This is a genomic window from Staphylococcus nepalensis (assembly GCF_002442935.1).
Lineage (GTDB): Bacteria > Bacillota > Bacilli > Staphylococcales > Staphylococcaceae > Staphylococcus > Staphylococcus nepalensis.
The window spans coordinates 2,745,884-2,767,220 of the sequence record NZ_CP017466.1; the positions used below are offsets into that span (position 1 = coordinate 2,745,884).

Below are 21,337 nucleotides of genomic sequence, written 5' to 3' on the forward strand. Positions count from 1 at the left end.
GTGTTCAAATGTTCTATTATAAAACTATAATATGTCATGTTATTCCCTAGAGCTAAGTAATCAAACTAACTTCACACTTTATGAAAATAGAAAAATCCCTTTCAAAGCGAAAAACTTTGAAAGGGATTCAAATTTATTATTTTAAAATTTATGGTAAGTCAAATGATACTTAGATAAAACGTCCAATACGTTTATCTGAAATACCCGCTTCTTTGCTATAAATTGCTTGACCTCTTAAAATAGTTTGTGTAACTTGAGCACCAATTTCACGGCCGATATATGGGCTCATTTTGTTACGGTAAGCTAAGTCTTCAGCTTGTAACGTATATGATGCATTAGGTTTAATGAATACGAAGTCAGCATCTTTACCTACTGCAATGCTTCCTTTTGTATCTAAACCAAAACGTTTTGCAGGTGCTGTTGCGATAATATCAGCAAATTTTTGTAATGACATTTGACGTTTTTGGACACCTTCGTCAAATAAGATGTCTACGTTATTTTGTAATCCAGCAATACCGCCCCATGCTTCAAATGCATTGTCAGTATCTTTTAAATCTGGTGTACATGGTGAATGGTCAGAAGTTACAAAGCTAATATCACCATTTAATACACGGTTCCACATACCTTCTAAACGTGATTGTTCACGGATTGGTGGAGAACATTTAACAACTGGACCAATTTCATCTAATTCTTCTTTGTAGAAATATAAATAATGTGTACATGTCTCACAAGTGATGTCTACACCTTCTTGTTGTGCTTTAATAATTTCGTCTACGCCTTCTTCACAAGCAACATGTACGATATGCACACGACAACCTGTTTCTTTAGCGAATAAGATAATTTTACGAATAGGTTCAACTTCTGTAAATACTGGGCGACTATCTACATAAGCACTTAATGTAGTTTCACCATTTGCTTTGGCAATTTCACCTAAGCGATCAGTGATTGTAGCATTTTCAGAATGGATTGATAAGATTTTTCCAGTCTTAGCAATTTGTTTCATACCTTCGTATAATGAATAATCGTCAACATTTTCAAAGTCGCCTTCAATAGAACGATCACCACAAGTAGCTAAGAATGCTTTATAAGCAACTACACCAGCTTCATCTAGTTCTTGAATACCGCCGTTTAAGTTATACGGCACGAGACCACCATAGCTTGCAACATCAACTGATAATTCATCTTTACCTGCATCAAATTTAGCTTGGATAGATGCTTTGTCTGTTGTAGCTGGAACTTGGTTTAATGGCATTTCAACAAATGAAGTTACGCCACCTTTAGCAGCTGCGTTTGTTCCTGTCACATAACCTTCCCATCCATCACGGTATCCACCGCCTGGTTCAGTAATATGCACATGTGCGTCTACCATGCCAGGTGAAACGATTTGATTTTGTGCGTCGATGACTTGTTCAGCTTCTCCTAATTCTTGTCCAATAGCAGCAATTTTACCGTCTTTAACGCCGACTTCAACTTGTTGCTCCCCATATTCTAAAATAACCAAGCCATTTTTAATAATTAAATCATATTTCATTATAATCTACTCCTCCTTTTTTTCTCTTATCTGCGTGGAATACATAATGTAAAATTAAGTAAACACCACCGGCTATGATAAAGCCTATAAACCATGAAAAGTCTGATATCACAGTAAATGCTGGTAAGAAGCCTAGTAATGAAACAACTACACCAACAACCGTTCCGATGTACGCAGAAACATTAATACGTGGTATGTCGTGGTTTTTATCTTTTAAATCAAAATACAACTTATCTATATCAATGTGACATTTAGACACAATATAGAAATGTACAATCATAACACCTGCTACTGGACCTAGTATAGCACCAATCGCATTTAGGAATAAGAAAATACTGTCTTCTTCTTCCATCATCTTCCATGGCATAATTACAACACTCAAGACTGAGGCGATAACTACACCACGGCGATAGTTGATCCATTTTGGTAAAAGTGCGCTGAGTTGATATGCTGCCGGGATGATATTACTTGTCGCATTAGTTGAAATAGTAGTCATCAATAATACGCCAGTTGATATCAGAATGGCCCAGAAGTTATCCCATTCATTAATAATCGTTAATATATTCCATTCTTGATGACCTAGATAAATTGAGCCACCAATAATGATGAACACACTCGCAATTGCAAATAAAATATGTGCAACTACGATACCTGAGATTTGCCCAACAACTTGTGTCTTAGTAGATTTTGCGTTTTGGGTAAAGTCAGACACGCTTGAACCAGGGCCTGCCCATACACCTAATAATGAGTTGAAAATTAAAATAAATGATAAAATTGCTGGGTAAATAATACCACTTGATTTTGTAGAAATTTCATAATCTAAAATATTGCCAACGCCACCTGCAGCCATAACACCCCAGATAGCCATACCACCAAATACAATGTAAATGAGTGGATTTAAAATAGCAGTGAATTTATTTAAAATATCCCCACCGCCAAAGCCAATTGCGAAACTAATAGCCCAAAATATTAGAAATGCGATAAGCCCTGGAACAGAGATACCAAGGATTGATATACCTTGTCCAATATCAGCAAAGCCTGGGAATATTTTATTTAATAGAATTAATAGTGCTTGTGATCCAGCAAACGTTTGCAAACCAAACCAAGCGATACCCGCTACAACACCACGTAAGATACCAGGTAACTTAGCGCCTACATCACCGTATGTATGACGTAATTGCATAGCAAAAGGGATGCCGTATTTTGAACCCGCATAGCCGTTCCCAACCAGTAATAAAGCAATAACAAATGAACTCAATATTAATGCAAATATGACTTGTAATGGTGACAATCCTAGTAATAAGAATCCCCCAACAGCAGTGTAGTTAGGTATATTATGAACAGCCCCCATCCATAGTGTAAAAAAGTTAAATGCGGAGTTATTTCTTTGTGCTGATGTCTTTGGCATTATGTCTTCATTATAACCGCGTTCTTTGAAAACCGATTCTGTTAATGCCGCATCATTCGCCTGTCTTCCCATTCTCTTTATATCTCCTTTGCTTTAATAAGCTAATAACTAGATGTATAATCTTCAGTTATAAGTGTAGTATGAATGTAAGCGTTTTTCTTTGTTAGTAATGACATTTCTATTTGATAAAATTATAGGAATCGAACAAAATATGTGTATAATTAATTTTATAAATTATATTTTTTGAACATTTTGGACAATCATTATCACAAATCGACAAAATTCTTTGCTATAGATAGATTGAATCATTATATATATTTATACACATTAGCATGCGTTATGTTAGTGTTAATTCGAAACGGAGGACATTATGATGACTACCCTAAATGAAATTTTATCCGTTCCCCAATTTAAAGGTTTAAAATTAATCAATAACAACGGAGATTTATCAGCAGAAGTAACCAATTTAGACATCACTGAAAATAATGATATCAAACATTTCACATCGAGTAATTCTTTTATTCTAACGACAGGCGTATTATTTCAAGATAATCAGGATAACTTAAAAAAATTAATTAAAGACTTAAATGATATCCACACGGCTGGATTAGGTATTAAAGTTTCAAGATTTTTACATGAAATCAATCAAGATGTCATAGATTTCGCTGATTCAATCGAGTTTCCATTAATTGAAATTCCTGAAAGTTGGAATCTAGGTGAAATCACGCATGAAATTTCTTCATTTATATCAGATTCTGAAACAGGTAAACTGAATTATGCTTTACAGGTACAACAAGAATTAAATCAATTATTAATCAAGGGCTTTAGTATCGATACAATGATCGATCGCATGAGTAAATTACTTGGCGTACCGATTATTTTATTTGATCCTTTCAAAGCGCCTGAAGCGTATAGCCGTCATTATAGACAAGGCAATGCTTTAATGACTGAACATATCAAATATTTCATGAACCACTACCAAGATGCACTCACATATGACAAGAACAATTTAGTCTTCGAAAATAGAGATCATGTCATTTTTAAAGTATTAGGTTACACTTATTTCCCATATTATTTAATGGTTTCTCAAGTTAATAAATTATCTTATCCATTTAGTTTATTAACCATCGAACAAGTTGTCAGTGTGTTGAGTTTTGCTTTGTACAAAAATACAAAGATTCAAGAAGCGGAAGAAAATGATATCAATCGATTTTTCGAATCATTAGTCAATAATCAAAATGATCAAACGCTTTCTATTAAAAAGCATTCTGAATTATTAAGACAGTACTATATTTATCCTTCTGATTATTATCAAATTATCATTTGTGGTATAGATGAAAAAAATAATTTAGAAAATAGCTACTATTTGAATGAACGTCATCACCTCACCTTCCTTTGGTTAAAGCATAAATTAACGGATATCGATTCTTATATTAGTGTTTATAAATTACCTAGTAATGATCGGTTTGCGGTATTATTACAAAATCGCCATGAATATTACTATGAATACCTTAAAAAAATCCAAAAAAGTTACAGTGAATATTTTGACGATAGCATTTCATTTGGTATCGGAAATGAAGTGACAGAATTTTCACAGTTGCCTTCTTCATTTTTCGAAGCTAACGAAGCCTTTGAAAATGAATTACCTAGCGGCACAAAAGCATTTATCTCACAATATCATTCCAAAGATATTCAAGAGCTACTACAATTGATTCCACAAGAAAAGTTATTACCATTCGTTAAACATACGCTTGGACCGTTGAGTTATCCAAAAACAAAGAAAGATGTGGAATTAAAACAAACGCTAAAAGTTTATATGGATAATCAGTGTGATATTACGAAAACAGCAGATAAAATATTTATTCACAGAAATACTGTAAAATATAGAATTAATAAATGTAGTAATATGATTGGTACTAATATTGAAGATCCTGTCCATTCATTAAATATACGTATCGCGTTATATGTATCAGAAATGATTCACTTTGATTAACGTTTCAACATAATGAAGACGAACTAGAAACTGACACGGTTTCAATATATTGTAACGCAAGCAGAGCATAACAGAAGCCACACAGGTTCAAAAAGCGTATGTTGTATCAATTAAGTAAAGTTACGCTTAGATAAAATGACACAGCCGCTTTAGCGCTTATAAAGCGATCAGAGACCCAAACGGGTCTCTTTTTTTATATAAAAAACGTCCAAGTTAAATAATTGGAAAACTAAACTCACACATAAGTGCAATTCTCTCAATAAATTAAAAAGCGGCTTTTTAACCTATTTGAAAACAAGATATGGAGTGATGGCTTGGCACGATCCCCTAAACAAACACGCCGTAAAAGCTTCATTTGTAACTTATCTACTTCATTATTTATATATTGACGCATCTTGTTTAAGTAAATTTTTCTATCTCTTCCAACGTAACTATTTTATTATTCATAATATAAAAAAGATAACAGATTCCGACCTATTTTATTTGCATATTATTTTCGTAAAAATATTTTTTAAAAAACATTAGTTTTTTAAACCGAATGGTTTGCTTTGCTAACTTAAAGTGATTAAAATTTATCGATGGGATGTTATAAAAAGGAGATGTATTTATAATGTCGGAGAATGTTATATCTAACAAAAAGAGAAATACCATTATATTAGTTATGCTCAGCAGTGCCTTTGTAGCAATGTTAAACCAAACATTACTTAACACGGCATTGCCAGCCATTATCACGGGATTAAAGATAACTGATACCACTGCTCAATGGTTAATAACAGGATTTATGTTAGTTAATGGTATTATGATTCCATTAACAGCCTTTCTAATGGATCGTTTCCACACGAGACCACTCTATATCTTTTCTATGAGTGCATTCCTAGTCGGTTCTATCATAGCAGCACTGTCGCCTACATTTGCATTACTTATGTTTGCACGTGTAATCCAAGCTATTGGTGCAGGTATACTATTACCACTCATGCAGTTCACTGTATTCACGCTATTTCCAGCTGAAAAACGTGGATTTGCAATGGGACTAACTGGTATCGTCGCTCAATCAGCACCCGCAATCGGTCCGACTTTAACTGGTTTCCTAATCGATACATTTAGTTGGAGAGCACCATTTATAGTAGTAGCGCTCATTGCTATCATTGCATTCATTGTAGGTGCAATTTTTGTGGAAAGTAACAACGAAACAAAACATACACAGTTGGATAAAACTTCTGTTGTGTATTCAACACTCGGTTTCGGTTTAATGCTTTACGGCTTTAGTAGTGCAGGAAATTTAGGATTTTCATCACCAATCGTGATTATCTCACTTATCGTAGGTATCCTAATTGTTGCAGTTTTCGTCACAAGACAAATTAGAATTGATAATCCACTATTAAATATGCGCGTATTTGCAAACCGTACATTTTCACTATCATCATTTGCTTCAATGGTGTTATTTATTGGTATTGTTGGTCCAGCGTTATTAATTCCAATCTATGTACAATCTGGACTCGGACTCTCTGCAATACTCTCAGGACTCGTTATTTTACCTGGCGCAGTAGTCAACGCCTTTATGTCGGTTTACACAGGTAAAATATATGATAAATATGGACTAAAAGTATTAGCCATCCCTGGTTTTATACTGTTAATTATTATGACGATACTCCATTGTTTCTTAACTTCAGAAACACCTTATTGGTACATTATTGTCATTTATGCGGTGCGTATGTTTGCTGTAGCACTCATTATTATGCCACTTAATACAATTGGCATTAATGCACTAGAAAGTAAGAATATTTCGCACGGCACTGCTATTATGAACTCTTTAAGAATTATTGCAGGCGCGATAGGTACTGCCATTATGATTACCATTATGGCGATTGTACGTACTAATTATTCACCTAGCCCAGGTCAGACAAAAACCGATATTGCTCAACAAACGACTGTACTAGGTGTTGATGCAGCATTTGCATTCACTACGATATTATTAATCATCGGCTTTATTTTAACGTTACTTATAAAAACGAAAAATAAAGCAGAAAATACACGTGAAATATAATATTAAAGGATTTATAACAAAATAATAAAAACGAAGGACGCAATCCATAGAAAAAGAAAATTTCAAGAATTGTATTCTTGTAAAAATAGAACCGACGAAAAGGACTAAGCATTGATTTAACAGTGTTTAGTCCTTTTTCAATTTGCTTGATTACATTTATAATTCAAAACTTTCTAAAAATCTTTCTAAGCGTGACTTAAACCCCAAATATAGAGCGACAACTACATATTCAAACTACTTGATATATTAATTTCTCTTTCCAATATTTATAAAAATAGTTATTCGTATAGTGAATAACTAGAAATAAACAATAAGTATTTGTTATAACTAAAAATCAATTTTACACTATAATTAATTATTAAATTAGGAGCGTATCGATTTGAAAAATAACAAATTCATTATATTCATCCTAACAATAGGTGTTTTTGGTATATTAAATACTGAGATGGGTTTTATCGGTTTAATACCCGAAATTGCTAGACAGTTTGATGTTACTATCTCTACTGCAGGTTGGTTAGTTTCAATATTTGCAATAGGTATTGCCATATCCGGCCCGATCATGCCATTGCTATTATCTAAAGTAGAACGCAAAAAAGTCATGATTATTGTATTAGTTATATTCGTTATCAGTAACTTAGTTTCTGTGTTTACAACGAGCTTTGCTGTTTTATTAATCGTAAGAATTATACCAGCGATTTTCCATCCCGTTTATATCTCACTCGCTTTTTCAGTAGCTTCTGATTCTGTTAAACCGGAAAACGCACCAAAAGCAGTAGCCCGTGTATTCATCGGCGTTTCAGCAGGTATGGTTGTAGGGGTGCCGATTGTTAACTTTTTAGCAACACAATTCAATTTACAAATTGCGCTATTATTCTTTGCTATTGTTAATATTGCTGTACTTGTTTTAACACTTATTTATATTCCAAAAATGCCTGCTAAAGCATCAATCACTTATGGTACACAATTACGTGTTTTAAAACGTCCATTAACATGGATTTCCATACTAGTATCCACGCTTTTTAACGCTGCTGTATTTGGCGTTTATAGTTACTTTACAGACTTTTTAAATATCGTAACGCAAGCACCAGGTGATTTTGTTTCAATTATATTATTCCTTTATGGTGCATCCAATATAATCGGTAATATCATTGCTGGTAAATTACTTTCAAGTATACCTAAAAAAGCAATACTAGCATTACCTTTTGCACTTATCGTCATTTATATTATTATGTTTGGTTTAGGTTCGTTCTTAATACCAATGATGATTATTTCGATTGCTTGGGGAACACTGGCCGGTATCTCTGCTAACGTTACCCAATACGTAGTTACTTCGTCCGCACCTGATGCGCCTGATTTGTCTAACGGTATCTATTTATCTGCTGTCAACTTTGGTACTACTGTAGGTACTTTTATAGGTGGTTTATTTATTACAGGATTAGGATCAAATTATGTATTAATAATTGGTATTTTAGCCAGTATAATCAATGTTATATTCATTATTATTAGAAACAAAAAAATAGATGCGAACCAGAAATCACAACTCACAAGCTGATTTCATATCTTCGCACCCATAAAGGTGACTTATTACGAAGTGTTCCGTAATATAGTCATCTTTTTCTTTATATTTCAAATCATGATAATGTGCCTAAAAGTTAATTTAAGACAAATAAAAAAAGACGAGCGATGCCCGTCTTTTTTATGCGCTATTATAATTTGATAACGTTAGCTGCTTGAGGTCCGCGGTCGCCTTCAACGATTTCGAATTCAACAGCTTGTCCTTCTTCTAATGATTTGTAGCCGTCTTGGTTGATTGCTGAGAAGTGTACGAATACGTCGTTTCCACCTTCAACTTCGATAAAACCAAAACCTTTTTCTGAGTTAAACCATTTAACTGTACCGTTATTCATAATAAAAATCCTCCATGTGCTTTTGCACGAATATTTGTAATCTGTCTAAAAAATCAAAAGGAGTAAATTCAAAAGAATAAAACTACAAATCAATTTCACGAACTAAATTACTTAATTCCTATTATAACGAATACTCTAGCTTTTGTATACCCTTATTTGTAAATAGGTAAGTTTTGCGCTTGTTTTTTTATTAAAACAATAAGTTGATAATGATATATTTACTTTCATAACCAAAAGAGGAATGACAAAATTGTTATATGAAACGCTTATTTTGTTACTTCAAATTATAGAAAAATAAGAAAATAAATTTTACATTATAATTAACCACTTTTTAGGAGGTAATAGATATGAATAAACCTTTAAAAACACTGATTATTATTATTATTATAATTGTAATTATCTTTGTTGGACTTTTTGTTTGGAAAGTTTACGCAGAGAAAAATTCAGATAATGCCAGTGTAGTAGATTTCGCAAAATTAAATCCACTGATTCAAAACGAGGATTATTATGTAAAAACGCAAAAACCATCTAAAGTTACGCATAGAAAAATGGACGATGGAGAAAGAATAACCACATATAATTATAAACAGAATGGATATAATACAAAAGGCAATAAACAATCAATGGATTTCAATTCTTTTGATGACAGACCATTAAAAACCAATCATTACTTGAAGTTAGAAGCTAAACTTGGCCACGTACAAAGTTATGAAGAAATCCCTAAACACGACGTGCCTAAAAAGGCACTTAATAAACTCCAGCAGTGATGTCACAAACCTTGCTGTATTCTAAATTTAAAAACAACTTATTGTTTTCTTTCCACTCAATCAGATTAACATCAATATTTTATGCATAAAATAACCCCCACGCTAATATTAATAGTGTGGGGTTATTTTTATGTTTCCATCTTTTATGTGTTCATTCTCTTAACAATTTCATGTTTAATAATCATCAATGCTTGGCTATACTTTGAACTTGTATTTTCCTGTGTGTTAATAATCAACACGTCTACTAATTCATCATTGCCCATTTGCGTTAATTCTTCACGAAATTGATCGATATTCTCCACCAATTTTTTGTGACCTGCTTGATGCTTATCGATAACATAATACTGATCAGCGCCAAGTCCGCCTTCTTCTATCATTTTAGAAATTTCGTCTGAGCGAATTTCATCTGTTCTGTCTATTTTGATCTCTTTATTATAAGCATTAACCATTGTTATACCCCCCGTCAATTGTTACATCACTTTTAATCTTTATTGGTCATTCTATACATTTATATTTTAGATGGCTCCAGTAAAATACAAACCTATCTCACCAAATATAAAAGTTACATATTACAATTTTACCCCAAATTTAAGATTTAAACGTTATGCTCACTAATTTAATTTTTTAATTTAAATATCAGTAATCAAAAAGAGCGGAATAGAAACACAAAGTTCAGATTTGATTGCTTACACCGCTCTTAAGTCACGGAGGCTAGAGGTCTAAAACGTTATTTAGACATCCAATTTATTCATCTTGTTTATCGAATTTTACATTAGGGTGTTTGTCATGGCTCAAGTTATTTTCGATAAAGTCATCGTCTAAAGGTAGATGTTCTTTCAGTAAATCTTTAGGCGTATTAGCCATCCATTGATTTAATGATACATCGGCAAAGTGATCGTCTTTAAACATTTCTAAGAAACGCAACGTTGTATCTCCCGTATTTTGGACATAATGACCCATCGCAAATGGCACATAGCCTACATCTCCTGATTGATAATTAAACGTTCGCGCGTGGCTTTCAGCAGCAAAGACAGTCATTTTTGCTTCACCTTGGATATAGTACTGCCATTCTGAAGCATTAGGATGCCAGTGCATTTCTCTAATGCCGCCTGGTTCTACTTCAACTAAAGCGCCAGCTACAGTTTTTGATGCTTTAAAATTATTTGAATCTGCAATCCAAACTTCTCCACCAGAAGTTTTAACAGATTCTACATCTTTTAGTTTAAAGGTAAATGGATTAGGAGATTTTTCAACTTTATTCAAAATCGCTTCTTCCTCTTCCTTACTTGGCAATTCACCTTGATAGATGTATGCTTCACCTTGTGGAAAATCTTCGAATGTTTCTGATGACACACCAAAATTGCTCGCTAAAACATCATTGGGTGTAGACGAGAACCAATCTGTAATTGAAAATGTACTATTTTCAGAAAAACTTCCGTTATCAAATACTAGAATAAATTCAGCGCCATTTTCCATGCCTTTTAATGCATGTGGGATGCCTGCTGGGAAATACCAAAGTTCATTTTCATGCACGATATCAATCCAAACTTTACCATCTTGGTCCACTGAAGTTACACGCACATCGCCATTGATCACAAACGCCCATTCCGCTTCTTTGTGCCAATGCATTTCACGCACGCCACCAGGTGTCAAACGCATGTTAACACCAGCAACTTGTTTAGAAATAGGCAATTCACGTTCAGTCACTTCACGAGACCAACCGCCGTGCTCTATACGTACATGTGTATCAGAATATGAAAATTTCATATTATCTAGTGTGCCGCCGTCTGTTGCTGGAGGTACGATCATATCTGGATTTTGAAGATCTCTTTCGATATTTCTTGGTCCTTCGTCTGTTGCACCTTTGTCTCCTCTTATTGGATGTGGTGTTGAGTTATGATTTATATTTTTATTCATACTAAAATCCCCCTTAATATCCTAATGCTAAACCATGTGAACGTGGGTCTGCCCCAGATTCAAAACGGTCTTTAAATATTTGAATACCTTGTGCATGGCCAACTAAATCACTATAACTATCAATCAAGGTGACATGAGCGTGGCCTAATTTTTCTAGTTTTTGAATAAGGCTTTTATCAAATCTGCCCTCAAGTCTTAATCCATTATGTTTTTCTCCCCAAGTCCTACCTAATAACCATCGTGGTTGATCAATCGCTTCTTGAATATTTCTACTTTCAACGATTACTCTACGAATTAAAGTCGCTTGGGTTTGAGGCTGCCCATCACCACCCATAGCCCCTACAATCAATTCAGGACCGTCATCGCCCTCAACCATAGAACAGGTTAATGTATGACCAGGCCGTTTATTGGCTTCTAATTGGTTGGGTGAATTTTTATCAAGTGAGAAAAAGGCGCCTCTATTTTGAAGCAAGAAACCTGTGCCTTCTGGAACAATACCAGAACCCCATTCCCAATATATACTTTGGATGACGCCAACTACATTGCCTTCGCTATCCGCAGCGCAACTAAATGTGGTGTCCCCTTCACTATTAATTTCTTCTTCTGGTGGTTTTTGCTTAGATTCTTGTTGTAATCTTTCTGCGCGTTCTGAGATATATTGTGCATCTAGGAGTTTATCAGTGGGCACATCCTTGAAGTCTGGATCCGTGAGGTAAGCATTACGGTCTTCAAAAGCAAGTACGGTTGCTCGAGTAAACCAATTGATAAAATCTTCGCTACTTTTATCTAATTCTTCGTTGGCAATGTTATCAAGCATGCCTAAAATTTGAAGTGTAGCCATGCCATCTGAGTTCGGTGGTAACGAGCTTACAGTTTTACCATTGTAGTTAATAAATAGCGGGTCTTCCCATTGTGATTGATGTTTGCGTAAATCATTTCGCGTAATATAACCTTTCTCTTTCTCCATATAATTCACGATTTTATCTGCAATATCTCCTTGATAAAATGCTTTACTACCTTTTTCAGCTATTTCTTCAAGTGTATTTGCTAAATCACGATTATAAAAAATATCTCCTTCCAAATAAGGAGATACCTGGTCTTTTAAAAATATTTTAGAAGTTTCGTCGTATCTTCTTAAAATATTTAATTTTTCGTCTGAAAATTGTGCGAATGACTCACTCACAGGAAATCCGTCTCTAGCATATTCTATTGCTGGTGCTAAACATTCAGCAAATGATAATTTACCGAATCGTTTATGCGCTTCATACCAACCATCAACTGCGCCAGGTACTGTAATTGCTGCGTTGATCCCTCTATTATCAATAAAATCTTGCTGTTGATAATGCTCAATATCTACATCATTGACTGAATGTCCACTAGCATTTAAAACGTATTGTTGCTGAGTCTTAGCATCGTAAATGAGCCAAAAAGCGTCTCCCCCAGCTCCAGTCATATGCGGGAACACGACACCTAATGTGGCATTCACCGCCACCATAGCATCAATTGCGTTTCCACCTTGTTGCATAATTTTGTTTCCTGCTACCGTTGCTAAATTATTAGGCGATGCAACAGCTGCGTTTTTGGAAACAAATGGTTGCCCAATACGTGGATCAATCATATTATCCATATTCCTCATCCCCTTATAAAGAACCTATTTTATATCTATCCGTTTTAAAAATTTTCAAAACATTTTATTCTTTTATATTATCCCATTGAATTATATTTTCTAGTAATAAAGATAAAATAATACCGACTAATAAGCCGTTACTTAATATCGGACGAATAATACTTGGAATAGATGAAAACGTCTCTGGAGGTAATATCATAACTACAGTCCCAACGAACACTGGAATCGCTGCACGGTAAATATTAAGTGAGTTAAATTTTAATTTTTTAAAGAAATCAAATGAAGAATTAAGTAATTGTAAATATGCAACAAATAATACTGCACTACCTATACTCAACGGGATTGTTGAGAAAAATTCGCCTATAGGAGGGATCAAACCAATTAATAAAAAGATGATACTTCCAATAATAAATGGCAACTTAGTAATAATTTGTGTTTGTTTTAAAAACCCGATTGAGGATACAAATGGTGCATAAGGCACAACACCTAAGAACCCGGCGATACCAGTAAAAAAACCACTAATTGTAATAGAATGGCGATATTGTTTACGTGTCGTTTCTTTCTCGTACATATCATCAGTACCTTTCAAAGCACCAAATGTATTTGCTAAGTTCAACAAACCTGTTATCACCGCAGTCGTAATAATGCCCAAATTAAACCTAGGATGACCTAAAGGGAACCATGTAAAGCTAAATGATGCACTACCCATGTTTTTATTTGTACCAAAAATAAGTACAAAGGCAATCCAGCCTATTATAATACCTATTAAAAGGCCATAACTACGAATGTTTGCTGAAGCTTTAATATTAAAAATAATTACGATAATCGCGATAATAAATGAAAGTAACGCAATAGGTAAATCAATTTTAGAAGTTTGGTTCCCAAATGGGAGTCCAAGCATACCTTTCAAAAAGATATTAATTAATGTAAATCCAAAAAGTAACATAAACGTTCCCATGACCCCAGAATTAAACCATTTTGCAATCATCGGGCCAAGGCCAGTTAATCCAATGAGCATGGTAATAATTGAAGAAATAAAAATGCCCACAGCTAAACTACCGCCCAATTCTTGTAATGATATACCTTGAGCAGCAGATGTGGTTACTAGCGTTAAAATAATCCCCCACCATAGACCGGATTGGCCTTCCATAATTGCTCTGCGATGTCCAAAAAATGCTTGAAACAAACAAGCAATCCCAGTAATCACAAATGAATATTGTAATGTAGCGACTACTTTATCTTGGCTTAAATGGAATGCTTCTCCAATCGTTAGAGGTATGATTACAATGTTTGCAAAGATGAAGAAAAACCATTGCAATCCCCCTAGCCAATTTGTTTTATCTTTCAGATTTTTATCCATCCCAATCTCCCCCTTTGATTTAGATATTGACGTATTACAATTTTTCAAAACATGACTAGTTTGTTTTAATAAACAAATGTAATAAAAATGATAGTAATCAAACTAACGTCTTATTTCGAAAATTAAATGTCAATCTCACGCATCTAAAATGATAAATCAGGTTAAAAGAAAGCATGATATCGCACCTTTAATATTTATTTACTTTCCACAAAAATATAAGTCTGAGACATCCATGGTATGCCCCCTTTAAAGTAGTCACTGAAAAGTGAAACCTATAAAGGTAAAAAGAATTTTATCTTTAAAAATTATGAACACGCAGTAATTGAATTAACTAATCATATCTATTTTTATAATACTAATCGAATAACATTAAAAATGGCCGAATCCATAGCTTAGCTATGAATGCGACCGTTAAGTTATTTTAATTATTTAGTTGTCCGAGCTTGACTGTGTACAGTTTATCATTTGTCCTAGCCCCAAGTTTGCCATTGTTAGAATGTTAATAACTACAATCTCTTTTTGACATCAATTCCTATCAGTATGTTTCCAATTAAACCTACAACGCCTACTATGCTTGAGGTTAATAAATCTTGGTTACCCGTGTAAAAGGTTACTAAAAACATAATTCATCCCGTCATGATACTGATTCATATAGATGATAATTTCATGTTAGACCTCCACATTGCGTTATATTAATAAAGTATCATTCCTATAACAAAATGAACGCGAAATCTGTAGGCTAATGATCAAGTTTTCTAAAAATCGAATAGATACCAATGATAACTAACCCTAGTGAGATCAGTAAAATATGTATGACATAACTTATTATGGAAAATCCTTGAATACCAAATACGCTAAAAATAATTTTTTGTAATAAGACTAAAGTTAATAAATATATGATTACTTTATTTCCCGTAAAATAATATCCCATCTCGTCACCCCTCATTTATTTTTAGCTTAATATATTTCCAATGATAAATAATATAATTGAAATAATTAATGAGAGCAACCACAGTGGTGAACTTACTAAGTCTTTATACGCTTGGTCTGGTGCGTTACGCATTTTCAATCTAATGTACTGAACTAACAAATACAAAGCTTCCACAAAATTCACAATTAAAACGATAATCCATAGTACTAAACCCATGATGTCCCCCCCTGCGTGTCATTTAATTCAACCCACATGTTACCATAATATTTTTAAAAACAAATATTTTATAAATATTAATTTAAATATTTATTATCATTGAACACTATCTATGTTATTTTAAAATGAATGCTAAATGTTTTAAACTTTATAAATATTTCACCTTAATTTAATGGTATTGGAGGATTAATATGGACCCATTGCTACTCGTACTTTTCGGTATTGTTTTCGTTTATGTATCAGCTTCAAATTCAACTATACTATTACAAAATAAGCTGATTAAAAAGTCGAGAACTGAAGACGCAGCACCTATGAATGGTAAACAATTTCGCTTTATGTGGTGTTTATATGCCATCATGGCTATAGGGTTATATTATTAGTGAAGATGTCTATTTTCTAATTTGTAAGTAAAATTGAGTGGATAGTTATTTGCACGTTAATTAGTAAAGATATTTAGTGGCAGATTTACTTTTATTTATGTTAACGTTTGATGCTTTACCTTTTAAATAAAGCAGGATTTTTCTATCTGAGCAAACTATTTTCTCAATACAATATATTCGGAAAAATACTTTTTCTAGCGCTTTATATTTTTGAAAATACTTCATTCGTATTTAGCTATCCCCCTAAATTTTAAATATTTATGACCTGCTCAAGTTGATTTTTATGGAAGTGGTTCATTCTATTTCTATCACTAAAATCAGTTAGTTTTACAGAAAGAAAAATGGATTACAAGCCCATTTATCAAAAACGGAATATTTTTCTCATTTAAAGACAGTATAATAATGAAATCGCTTATCTCTCAGGCGTCAAATTGACGTAGAGATGAGGTGCTATGCTGATGAACATCTTTGTTCATATCATTATCACAACAATTAGCGGTTGTATCGTTTCATATTTTACGCATTGGGTGTGCAATCACAACAAGAAGGAAAAACAGGCGGCTTTATCAGTCAACACCTAAAAACCCCTCACTATCGCACCGCGTGATGGGGCTGGTGAACGCAAAATGGTATAGCATTCCATCATCATATCTCTTTTTTACAACTATACTATCTCGTTTTTTGACGTTTACTTCTCTATGTTAACGATACAAATCACTTTAAGATATTATTCACAACAAATAATGACTGTATTTCCTCTTGTCAGACACCTATTAAAATAGCGATTTAATAACAAAAATTAAAAACCCCTAGTCCAATGATTTGGTCAAAAATTCGAAAGCTATTCATGATACCTTCAAAAATAATAGTACTATGCTAAATCTTTACATTTTGTTATGGTTTAAGGTAATTAGTTTTAGGTTTAAACTGTGCACAATAATTTGGTAAAACAGAGTATAATATAATAAAAATAACAAGCAATAGCAAAGGAGTTCACATATGAAATTTATAAACTTTACTGCGATGACAGAAAAAGGCTTAAATAAAAAAGTAAATGAATTTTTAGAAGAAAACCCTTATATCGAAATTCTCAAATTTGATTATCAAATAGGTTACAGTGGTTATGGCGTAGGTATACTTTATAATAAAGTTAAAACGCAATCTTGAAATTAAAAGATTGATTAGTCATGGCGATTCATTCAAACATTTATTTAGAAGGGAAACAATGAATAAAGCGATATACTTACACCACACAGTCAACATTGTACTTATGATGACGCTAATCGCTTTGAATTTTTTAGATATTGGCGGTCTAACTACTTCGATCATATAAACCGTTGTATTTTTCAGTAATGCTATGCTTTCATTCAGAACTAATAGTAAAAAAGTAAGAGAAGATGGTCTGTCGATAGAAGATACACATAAATAATCCTACTTGGTAAGCAAGCCTTAATAAACTATGCCTTTGTTATAGTTTTGGTACCGCGTTTAGCTGTAAAATCAAATTTAATTAGCGAAAAGGTGACAGCCTATGAATTATAAAAAACACCTTCCTGGAAAATGGAAAATTGTTGCTACTTCATTTAGCATGTGGAAATCGGATAAAAATAAAAATCCTACCGTTACTTATTCATTACATAAGGATGTTCCACTCATTTTTAATGATTTAGTAGAATATAAGAAAAATCATAAATTGAAAAGTATTACTGGCTATGACAAACTTCGTAATGAGTCATTTATTTGGAGAGGCAAAGGATGGTTAAAACCATTTACTAGTAAGTGGAAGGTGTTATATTTAGATTCAGACCTATTAATTATTAAATTTAGCGCCACTCTTATCACACCCTCTGGCATGGATATTTTAGTTAGAAATACAAAGTATTTCTCCTATTACAAAGAACGAATAAATGGCCATCCAAAATTATTTAACTTAAACACTGTAGAAACACAAAATCTACATTGGCTTTACTAAACCTACCTTTAATTTCGTTCATGCTCCTGATCTATAATATGAGCGTTACAAAAAGAATTTAAATCGTTCTGAACTAGCAAACCTATTCTGTTACTGAAAAATGGTAGCATTCTATCAATCAAATGGCATATCTTGTAGTAATTTGTGCTATATGCTGAAGCGAAATATTTCAAGAACAAATTACATAAAACGACGTAATAATCACTTTCATAAAGGAGTCTTAAATTGGAAACGATCATAGCTATATTAATAAAAGCAATTGATTTCATATTGAGCGTCATCCCAGAAAGTTTATTATATATTGGCAAGCTATTTAAACGTAAGGAAAAAAGGTAAGGATAAAGCACAATAAATCAAATAACAAACCACTTTGAATTTCTGCGTACACACGCCTTATTTCAAAGTAGTTTATTAAAAAGCGACAAGGAGCATTGGTATGAAAGACGATAAATTGAGAACAAGCAACTCAAATATTAAAGCAATTTTCCTCACTATCTTACCTATGCATATATTTTTTATCGCACTATCAATTTATAATATATTAACCAAAGATAGTATACTTGCATTATCTTTATCTATATTCAGTTTAATGATTTTTACATCTATGTTAACACTATTTTTAAATACATATATGATTTCTAAAACCAAAAACAATTCAAGGTGAGACCGTGTCATTAAATAAAAACTAAATTGATGATACATAAAGGATATTTACTATGCGTTTACCAGTCGCTATTGTTTTAGGGGTTATTTTTATAATGGGTTATGTTTATTTTTGGACATTCGTATTTCTTTGGGAAAATAAAAAATAAGTAAAGCCCAACGGACTTAGACCTATGACTAAGAAAACATTTTATATCGCTTTCATTGGTAATGGGTTTATCGCTTCTGCTTTCATTGGTATTGCAATATACTCAAGTTATTTTAAATAGCCAATTAACGTGTCTATAATCGAACACATTGTACGAAATGGCCATAAAAATATAAAGAGGTTCTAAAATTGGATATACTTATTGGTTTAGTGATTAAAACAATAGATATAGTTGTAGCTATAGCAAGTTTTTTTGAATGGAAAATATCAAGGTTATTAAGTAACCTTTTAAAACGTAAAAGTAAAATTGAAAATAAGAAGAACAAATAGTAGTCATAACTACGCACTTCAGTACACATACACGCTACTTTAAATTTTACTATACATCGTAGACTTAATTTTAAGAGCATATTGCATAAAGAAAAAGAAAGGAAAAGTTTAAATGAATAAAGCAATGATTGTGCATCACACACTCAACATTCTCCTAATGATTATCTTAATAATAGTAAATTTCTTTAATACTTTGAATTTACCAGTATCAATAACGCTAGCCACTTTAATTCTAGTAAATGCTATTTTATTAATTAGAGCAAACAGTAAACAAGTTAAGAATAATGGCATTACTATAGATGACTATAAAAAGAAATAATATAACTTTTTTGGGAGCAGATTATGAAATTCGGCAATTCATTATAAATATGATTATAATGATCTACTTATGGCTATCCCATTATTAGTAGTATCTATTTTTGTGCCGGTTATATTTGTGATACTTCTTATACGTATTATTTGCGGATTCGAAAAGAATAAATAAGAGCATTTTACGAAATCTGGTAATCAAAAAATTGTATCCATCCTCTTTGATAAAGAACCACACAAAAACACCCCCTTAAGCCTATGCCTAAGGGGTTTCATCATTCTATACTATTATTCCCACTCGATTGTGCTTGGTGGTTTAGAAGTAATATCATAGACAACGCGGTTAACGTGGTCTACTTCATTTACGATGCGGCTTGAAATTTTCTGTAAGACTTCCCAGTCAATGCGGGCAAAGTCACTTGTCATACCATCAATAGATGTCACTGCGCGGATACCTACAGTGTGATCATACGTACGGTAATCTCCCATAACACCTACTGATTGAATACCCGGTAAGACAGTAAAATATTGCCAAACCTCACGTTCAAGACCTTCTTCACGGATGACTTGTCTTAAAATCGCATCTGATTCGCGTACGATTTCAAGTTTATCTTCTGTAATTTCACCCAGTACACGAATCCCTAAACCTGGTCCTGGGAATGGTTGTCTCCATACTAAGTGTTCTGGAATGCCTAATTCAATACCTAATTCACGTACTTCATCTTTAAATAATGTATTAATTGGTTCAATTAATTGGAATTCCATATCTTCTGGCAATCCACCTACATTGTGATGAGATTTAATCGTTTGTGCTGTCTTCGTGCCTGACTCGATAACATCTGTGTACAACGTGCCTTGTGCTAAGAAGTCTACACCTTCTAGTTTAGATGCTTCATCATCGAAGACATAAACGAATTCGTTACCGATGATTTTACGTTTTTGTTCTGGGTCTGATACGCCTTGTAATTTACTCATAAAACGTTCTTGAGCATTAACACGAATAATATTCATGTTAAAACCTTCACCGAATTGTTCCATGACCATGTCGCCTTCGCCCTTACGCAATAAACCATGGTCTACAAATATACATGTCAATTGGTCTCCGATTGCTTTGTGTAATAGCACTGCAACAACGGATGAATCCACGCCACCACTCATTGCGCAAAGTACTCTACGGTCACCAACGAGCCCACGAATTTTCTCTACCTCAATATCGATAAAGTTTTCCATTGACCATTCACCTGTACAGTCACACACACGGCGTACGAAGTTACGCAGTAAATCGTTGCCAAATTCTGTGTGGCGTACTTCTGGGTGGAATTGTACGCCATAGATACGACGCGATTTGTCTTCAATTGCTGCATAGTTTGTACTTGGACTGTCTGCAATCACTTCAAAGCCTTCTGGAATTTCGATGACTTTGTCTGAATGACTCATCCACACATTTTGTTCTTCAGGTAATCCAAAGAATAACTCATCTGTCTTAGCGTTAATCACAGCTTTACCATATTCGCGTTCATTAGCGCGTTCAACTTTTCCACCTAATAACTTAGTAGTTAGTTGCATACCATAACAAATGCCTAAAATAGGCACGCCTAAATTGTAAATTTCTGGATCAATTGTGAATGAATCTTCCTCATATACTGAATTAGGTCCTCCTGAAAGGATAATACCTTTCGGGTTCAAACGTTTAATTTCTTCAATACTAATTTCATGGTCATGTAACTCACTATATACGCCCATTTCACGTATACGACGTGTGATTAATTGGTTATATTGGCTACCAAAGTCTAAAACAAGTATGAGCTCTTGCTCTTTCGCCATTTCCATAGAT

Annotated in this window: 19 protein-coding genes; 10 read left to right on the forward strand and 9 right to left on the reverse strand. The window is 33.3% G+C overall.

Translation table 11 applies throughout. The features are described from left to right. Positions 1-169: 169 nt before the first annotated feature. Together allB and allW are read right to left on the reverse strand one after the other, a co-directional pair. Complete coding sequence (allB, locus tag BJG89_RS13150) at positions 170-1,531, reverse strand: allantoinase AllB (protein WP_096811016.1); 1,362 nt, start codon at positions 1,529-1,531, stop codon at positions 170-172. Further along, positions 1,521-3,011, reverse strand: coding sequence for an allantoin permease (gene allW, locus BJG89_RS13155; RefSeq protein ID WP_096811017.1), 1,491 nt, complete (start codon positions 3,009-3,011; stop codon positions 1,521-1,523). The genes allB and allW overlap by 11 nt, the downstream gene beginning before the upstream one ends. Before the next feature lie 301 nt (positions 3,012-3,312). Here allW and BJG89_RS13160 point away from each other — a divergent pair, with 301 nt between their 5' ends. From BJG89_RS13160 to BJG89_RS13170, 3 genes are all read left to right on the forward strand, one after another. Continuing rightward, complete coding sequence (locus tag BJG89_RS13160) at positions 3,313-4,932, forward strand: PucR family transcriptional regulator (RefSeq protein WP_096811018.1); 1,620 nt, start codon at positions 3,313-3,315, stop codon at positions 4,930-4,932. A gap of 610 nt (positions 4,933-5,542) precedes the next feature. Further along, entirely contained in the window at positions 5,543-6,976 is a 1,434-nt protein-coding gene (locus BJG89_RS13165) for an MDR family MFS transporter (protein WP_096811019.1), read from the forward strand. A 379-nt stretch (positions 6,977-7,355) separates the two neighbouring features. After that, complete coding sequence (locus tag BJG89_RS13170; protein WP_096811020.1) at positions 7,356-8,528, forward strand: MFS transporter; 1,173 nt, start codon at positions 7,356-7,358, stop codon at positions 8,526-8,528. A 154-nt stretch (positions 8,529-8,682) separates the two neighbouring features. On the opposite strand, the gene cspD is transcribed toward BJG89_RS13170, so the two are convergent. Then, complete coding sequence (gene cspD / locus BJG89_RS13175; protein WP_019469926.1) at positions 8,683-8,883, reverse strand: cold-shock protein CspD; 201 nt, start codon at positions 8,881-8,883, stop codon at positions 8,683-8,685. Positions 8,884-9,230: 347 nt separating this feature from the next. Between cspD and BJG89_RS13180 the strand changes: the two genes are divergently transcribed. After that, the gene (locus tag BJG89_RS13180; RefSeq protein WP_096811021.1) at positions 9,231-9,650 is read left to right on the forward strand and encodes a YxeA family protein; all 420 of its coding nucleotides are present in this window, start codon (positions 9,231-9,233) and stop codon (positions 9,648-9,650) included. A gap of 143 nt (positions 9,651-9,793) precedes the next feature. On the opposite strand, the gene BJG89_RS13185 is transcribed toward BJG89_RS13180, so the two are convergent. The 5 genes from BJG89_RS13185 to BJG89_RS13210 all read right to left on the reverse strand — a co-directional run bounded on the left by BJG89_RS13185 (position 9,794) and on the right by BJG89_RS13210 (position 15,701). After that, entirely contained in the window at positions 9,794-10,099 is a 306-nt protein-coding gene (locus tag BJG89_RS13185; protein WP_096811022.1) for a hypothetical protein, read from the reverse strand. 295 nt (positions 10,100-10,394) lie between these two features. Beyond that, positions 10,395-11,567, reverse strand: a complete 1,173-nt coding sequence (locus tag BJG89_RS13190; RefSeq protein WP_096811023.1) for a cupin domain-containing protein — start codon at positions 11,565-11,567, stop codon at positions 10,395-10,397. 13 nt (positions 11,568-11,580) lie between these two features. Further along, a complete protein-coding gene (ggt, locus tag BJG89_RS13195) occupies positions 11,581-13,194 on the reverse strand; it encodes a gamma-glutamyltransferase (protein ID WP_157772559.1) in 1,614 nt (537 codons plus the stop codon). Between the two features lie 64 nt (positions 13,195-13,258). After that, complete coding sequence (locus BJG89_RS13200) at positions 13,259-14,554, reverse strand: uracil/xanthine transporter (RefSeq protein WP_096811025.1); 1,296 nt, start codon at positions 14,552-14,554, stop codon at positions 13,259-13,261. Positions 14,555-15,506: 952 nt separating this feature from the next. Next, positions 15,507-15,701, reverse strand: a complete 195-nt coding sequence (locus tag BJG89_RS13210; RefSeq protein WP_096811027.1) for a hypothetical protein — start codon at positions 15,699-15,701, stop codon at positions 15,507-15,509. A 191-nt stretch (positions 15,702-15,892) separates the two neighbouring features. Here BJG89_RS13210 and BJG89_RS13215 point away from each other — a divergent pair, with 191 nt between their 5' ends. The 6 genes from BJG89_RS13215 to BJG89_RS13235 all read left to right on the forward strand — a co-directional run bounded on the left by BJG89_RS13215 (position 15,893) and on the right by BJG89_RS13235 (position 19,513). Next, positions 15,893-16,081, forward strand: a complete 189-nt coding sequence (locus BJG89_RS13215) for a hypothetical protein (protein ID WP_096811028.1) — start codon at positions 15,893-15,895, stop codon at positions 16,079-16,081. Between the two features lie 458 nt (positions 16,082-16,539). Next, positions 16,540-16,662 carry a type I toxin-antitoxin system Fst family toxin gene (locus BJG89_RS14515; RefSeq protein WP_411756568.1) on the forward strand — a complete coding sequence of 41 codons (123 nt, stop codon included), beginning with the start codon at positions 16,540-16,542 and terminating at the stop codon, positions 16,660-16,662. Between the two features lie 418 nt (positions 16,663-17,080). Then, entirely contained in the window at positions 17,081-17,248 is a 168-nt protein-coding gene (locus tag BJG89_RS14635) for a hypothetical protein (protein WP_096811029.1), read from the forward strand. A 364-nt stretch (positions 17,249-17,612) separates the two neighbouring features. After that, entirely contained in the window at positions 17,613-18,053 is a 441-nt protein-coding gene (locus BJG89_RS13225) for a hypothetical protein (protein WP_096811030.1), read from the forward strand. A gap of 436 nt (positions 18,054-18,489) precedes the next feature. Continuing rightward, on the forward strand, positions 18,490-18,717 hold the full coding sequence (locus BJG89_RS13230) for a hypothetical protein (RefSeq protein ID WP_096811031.1): 228 nt from the start codon (positions 18,490-18,492) through the stop codon (positions 18,715-18,717). 589 nt (positions 18,718-19,306) lie between these two features. Next, entirely contained in the window at positions 19,307-19,513 is a 207-nt protein-coding gene (locus BJG89_RS13235; protein WP_096811032.1) for a hypothetical protein, read from the forward strand. Between the two features lie 278 nt (positions 19,514-19,791). Here the strand turns inward: BJG89_RS13235 and guaA are convergent, their stop codons facing one another. Beyond that, positions 19,792-21,333: a glutamine-hydrolyzing GMP synthase gene (guaA, locus tag BJG89_RS13240; protein ID WP_096811033.1), complete on the reverse strand. Its 1,542-nt coding sequence runs from the start codon at positions 21,331-21,333 to the stop codon at positions 19,792-19,794. Between the last annotated feature and the right edge of the window lie 4 nt (positions 21,334-21,337).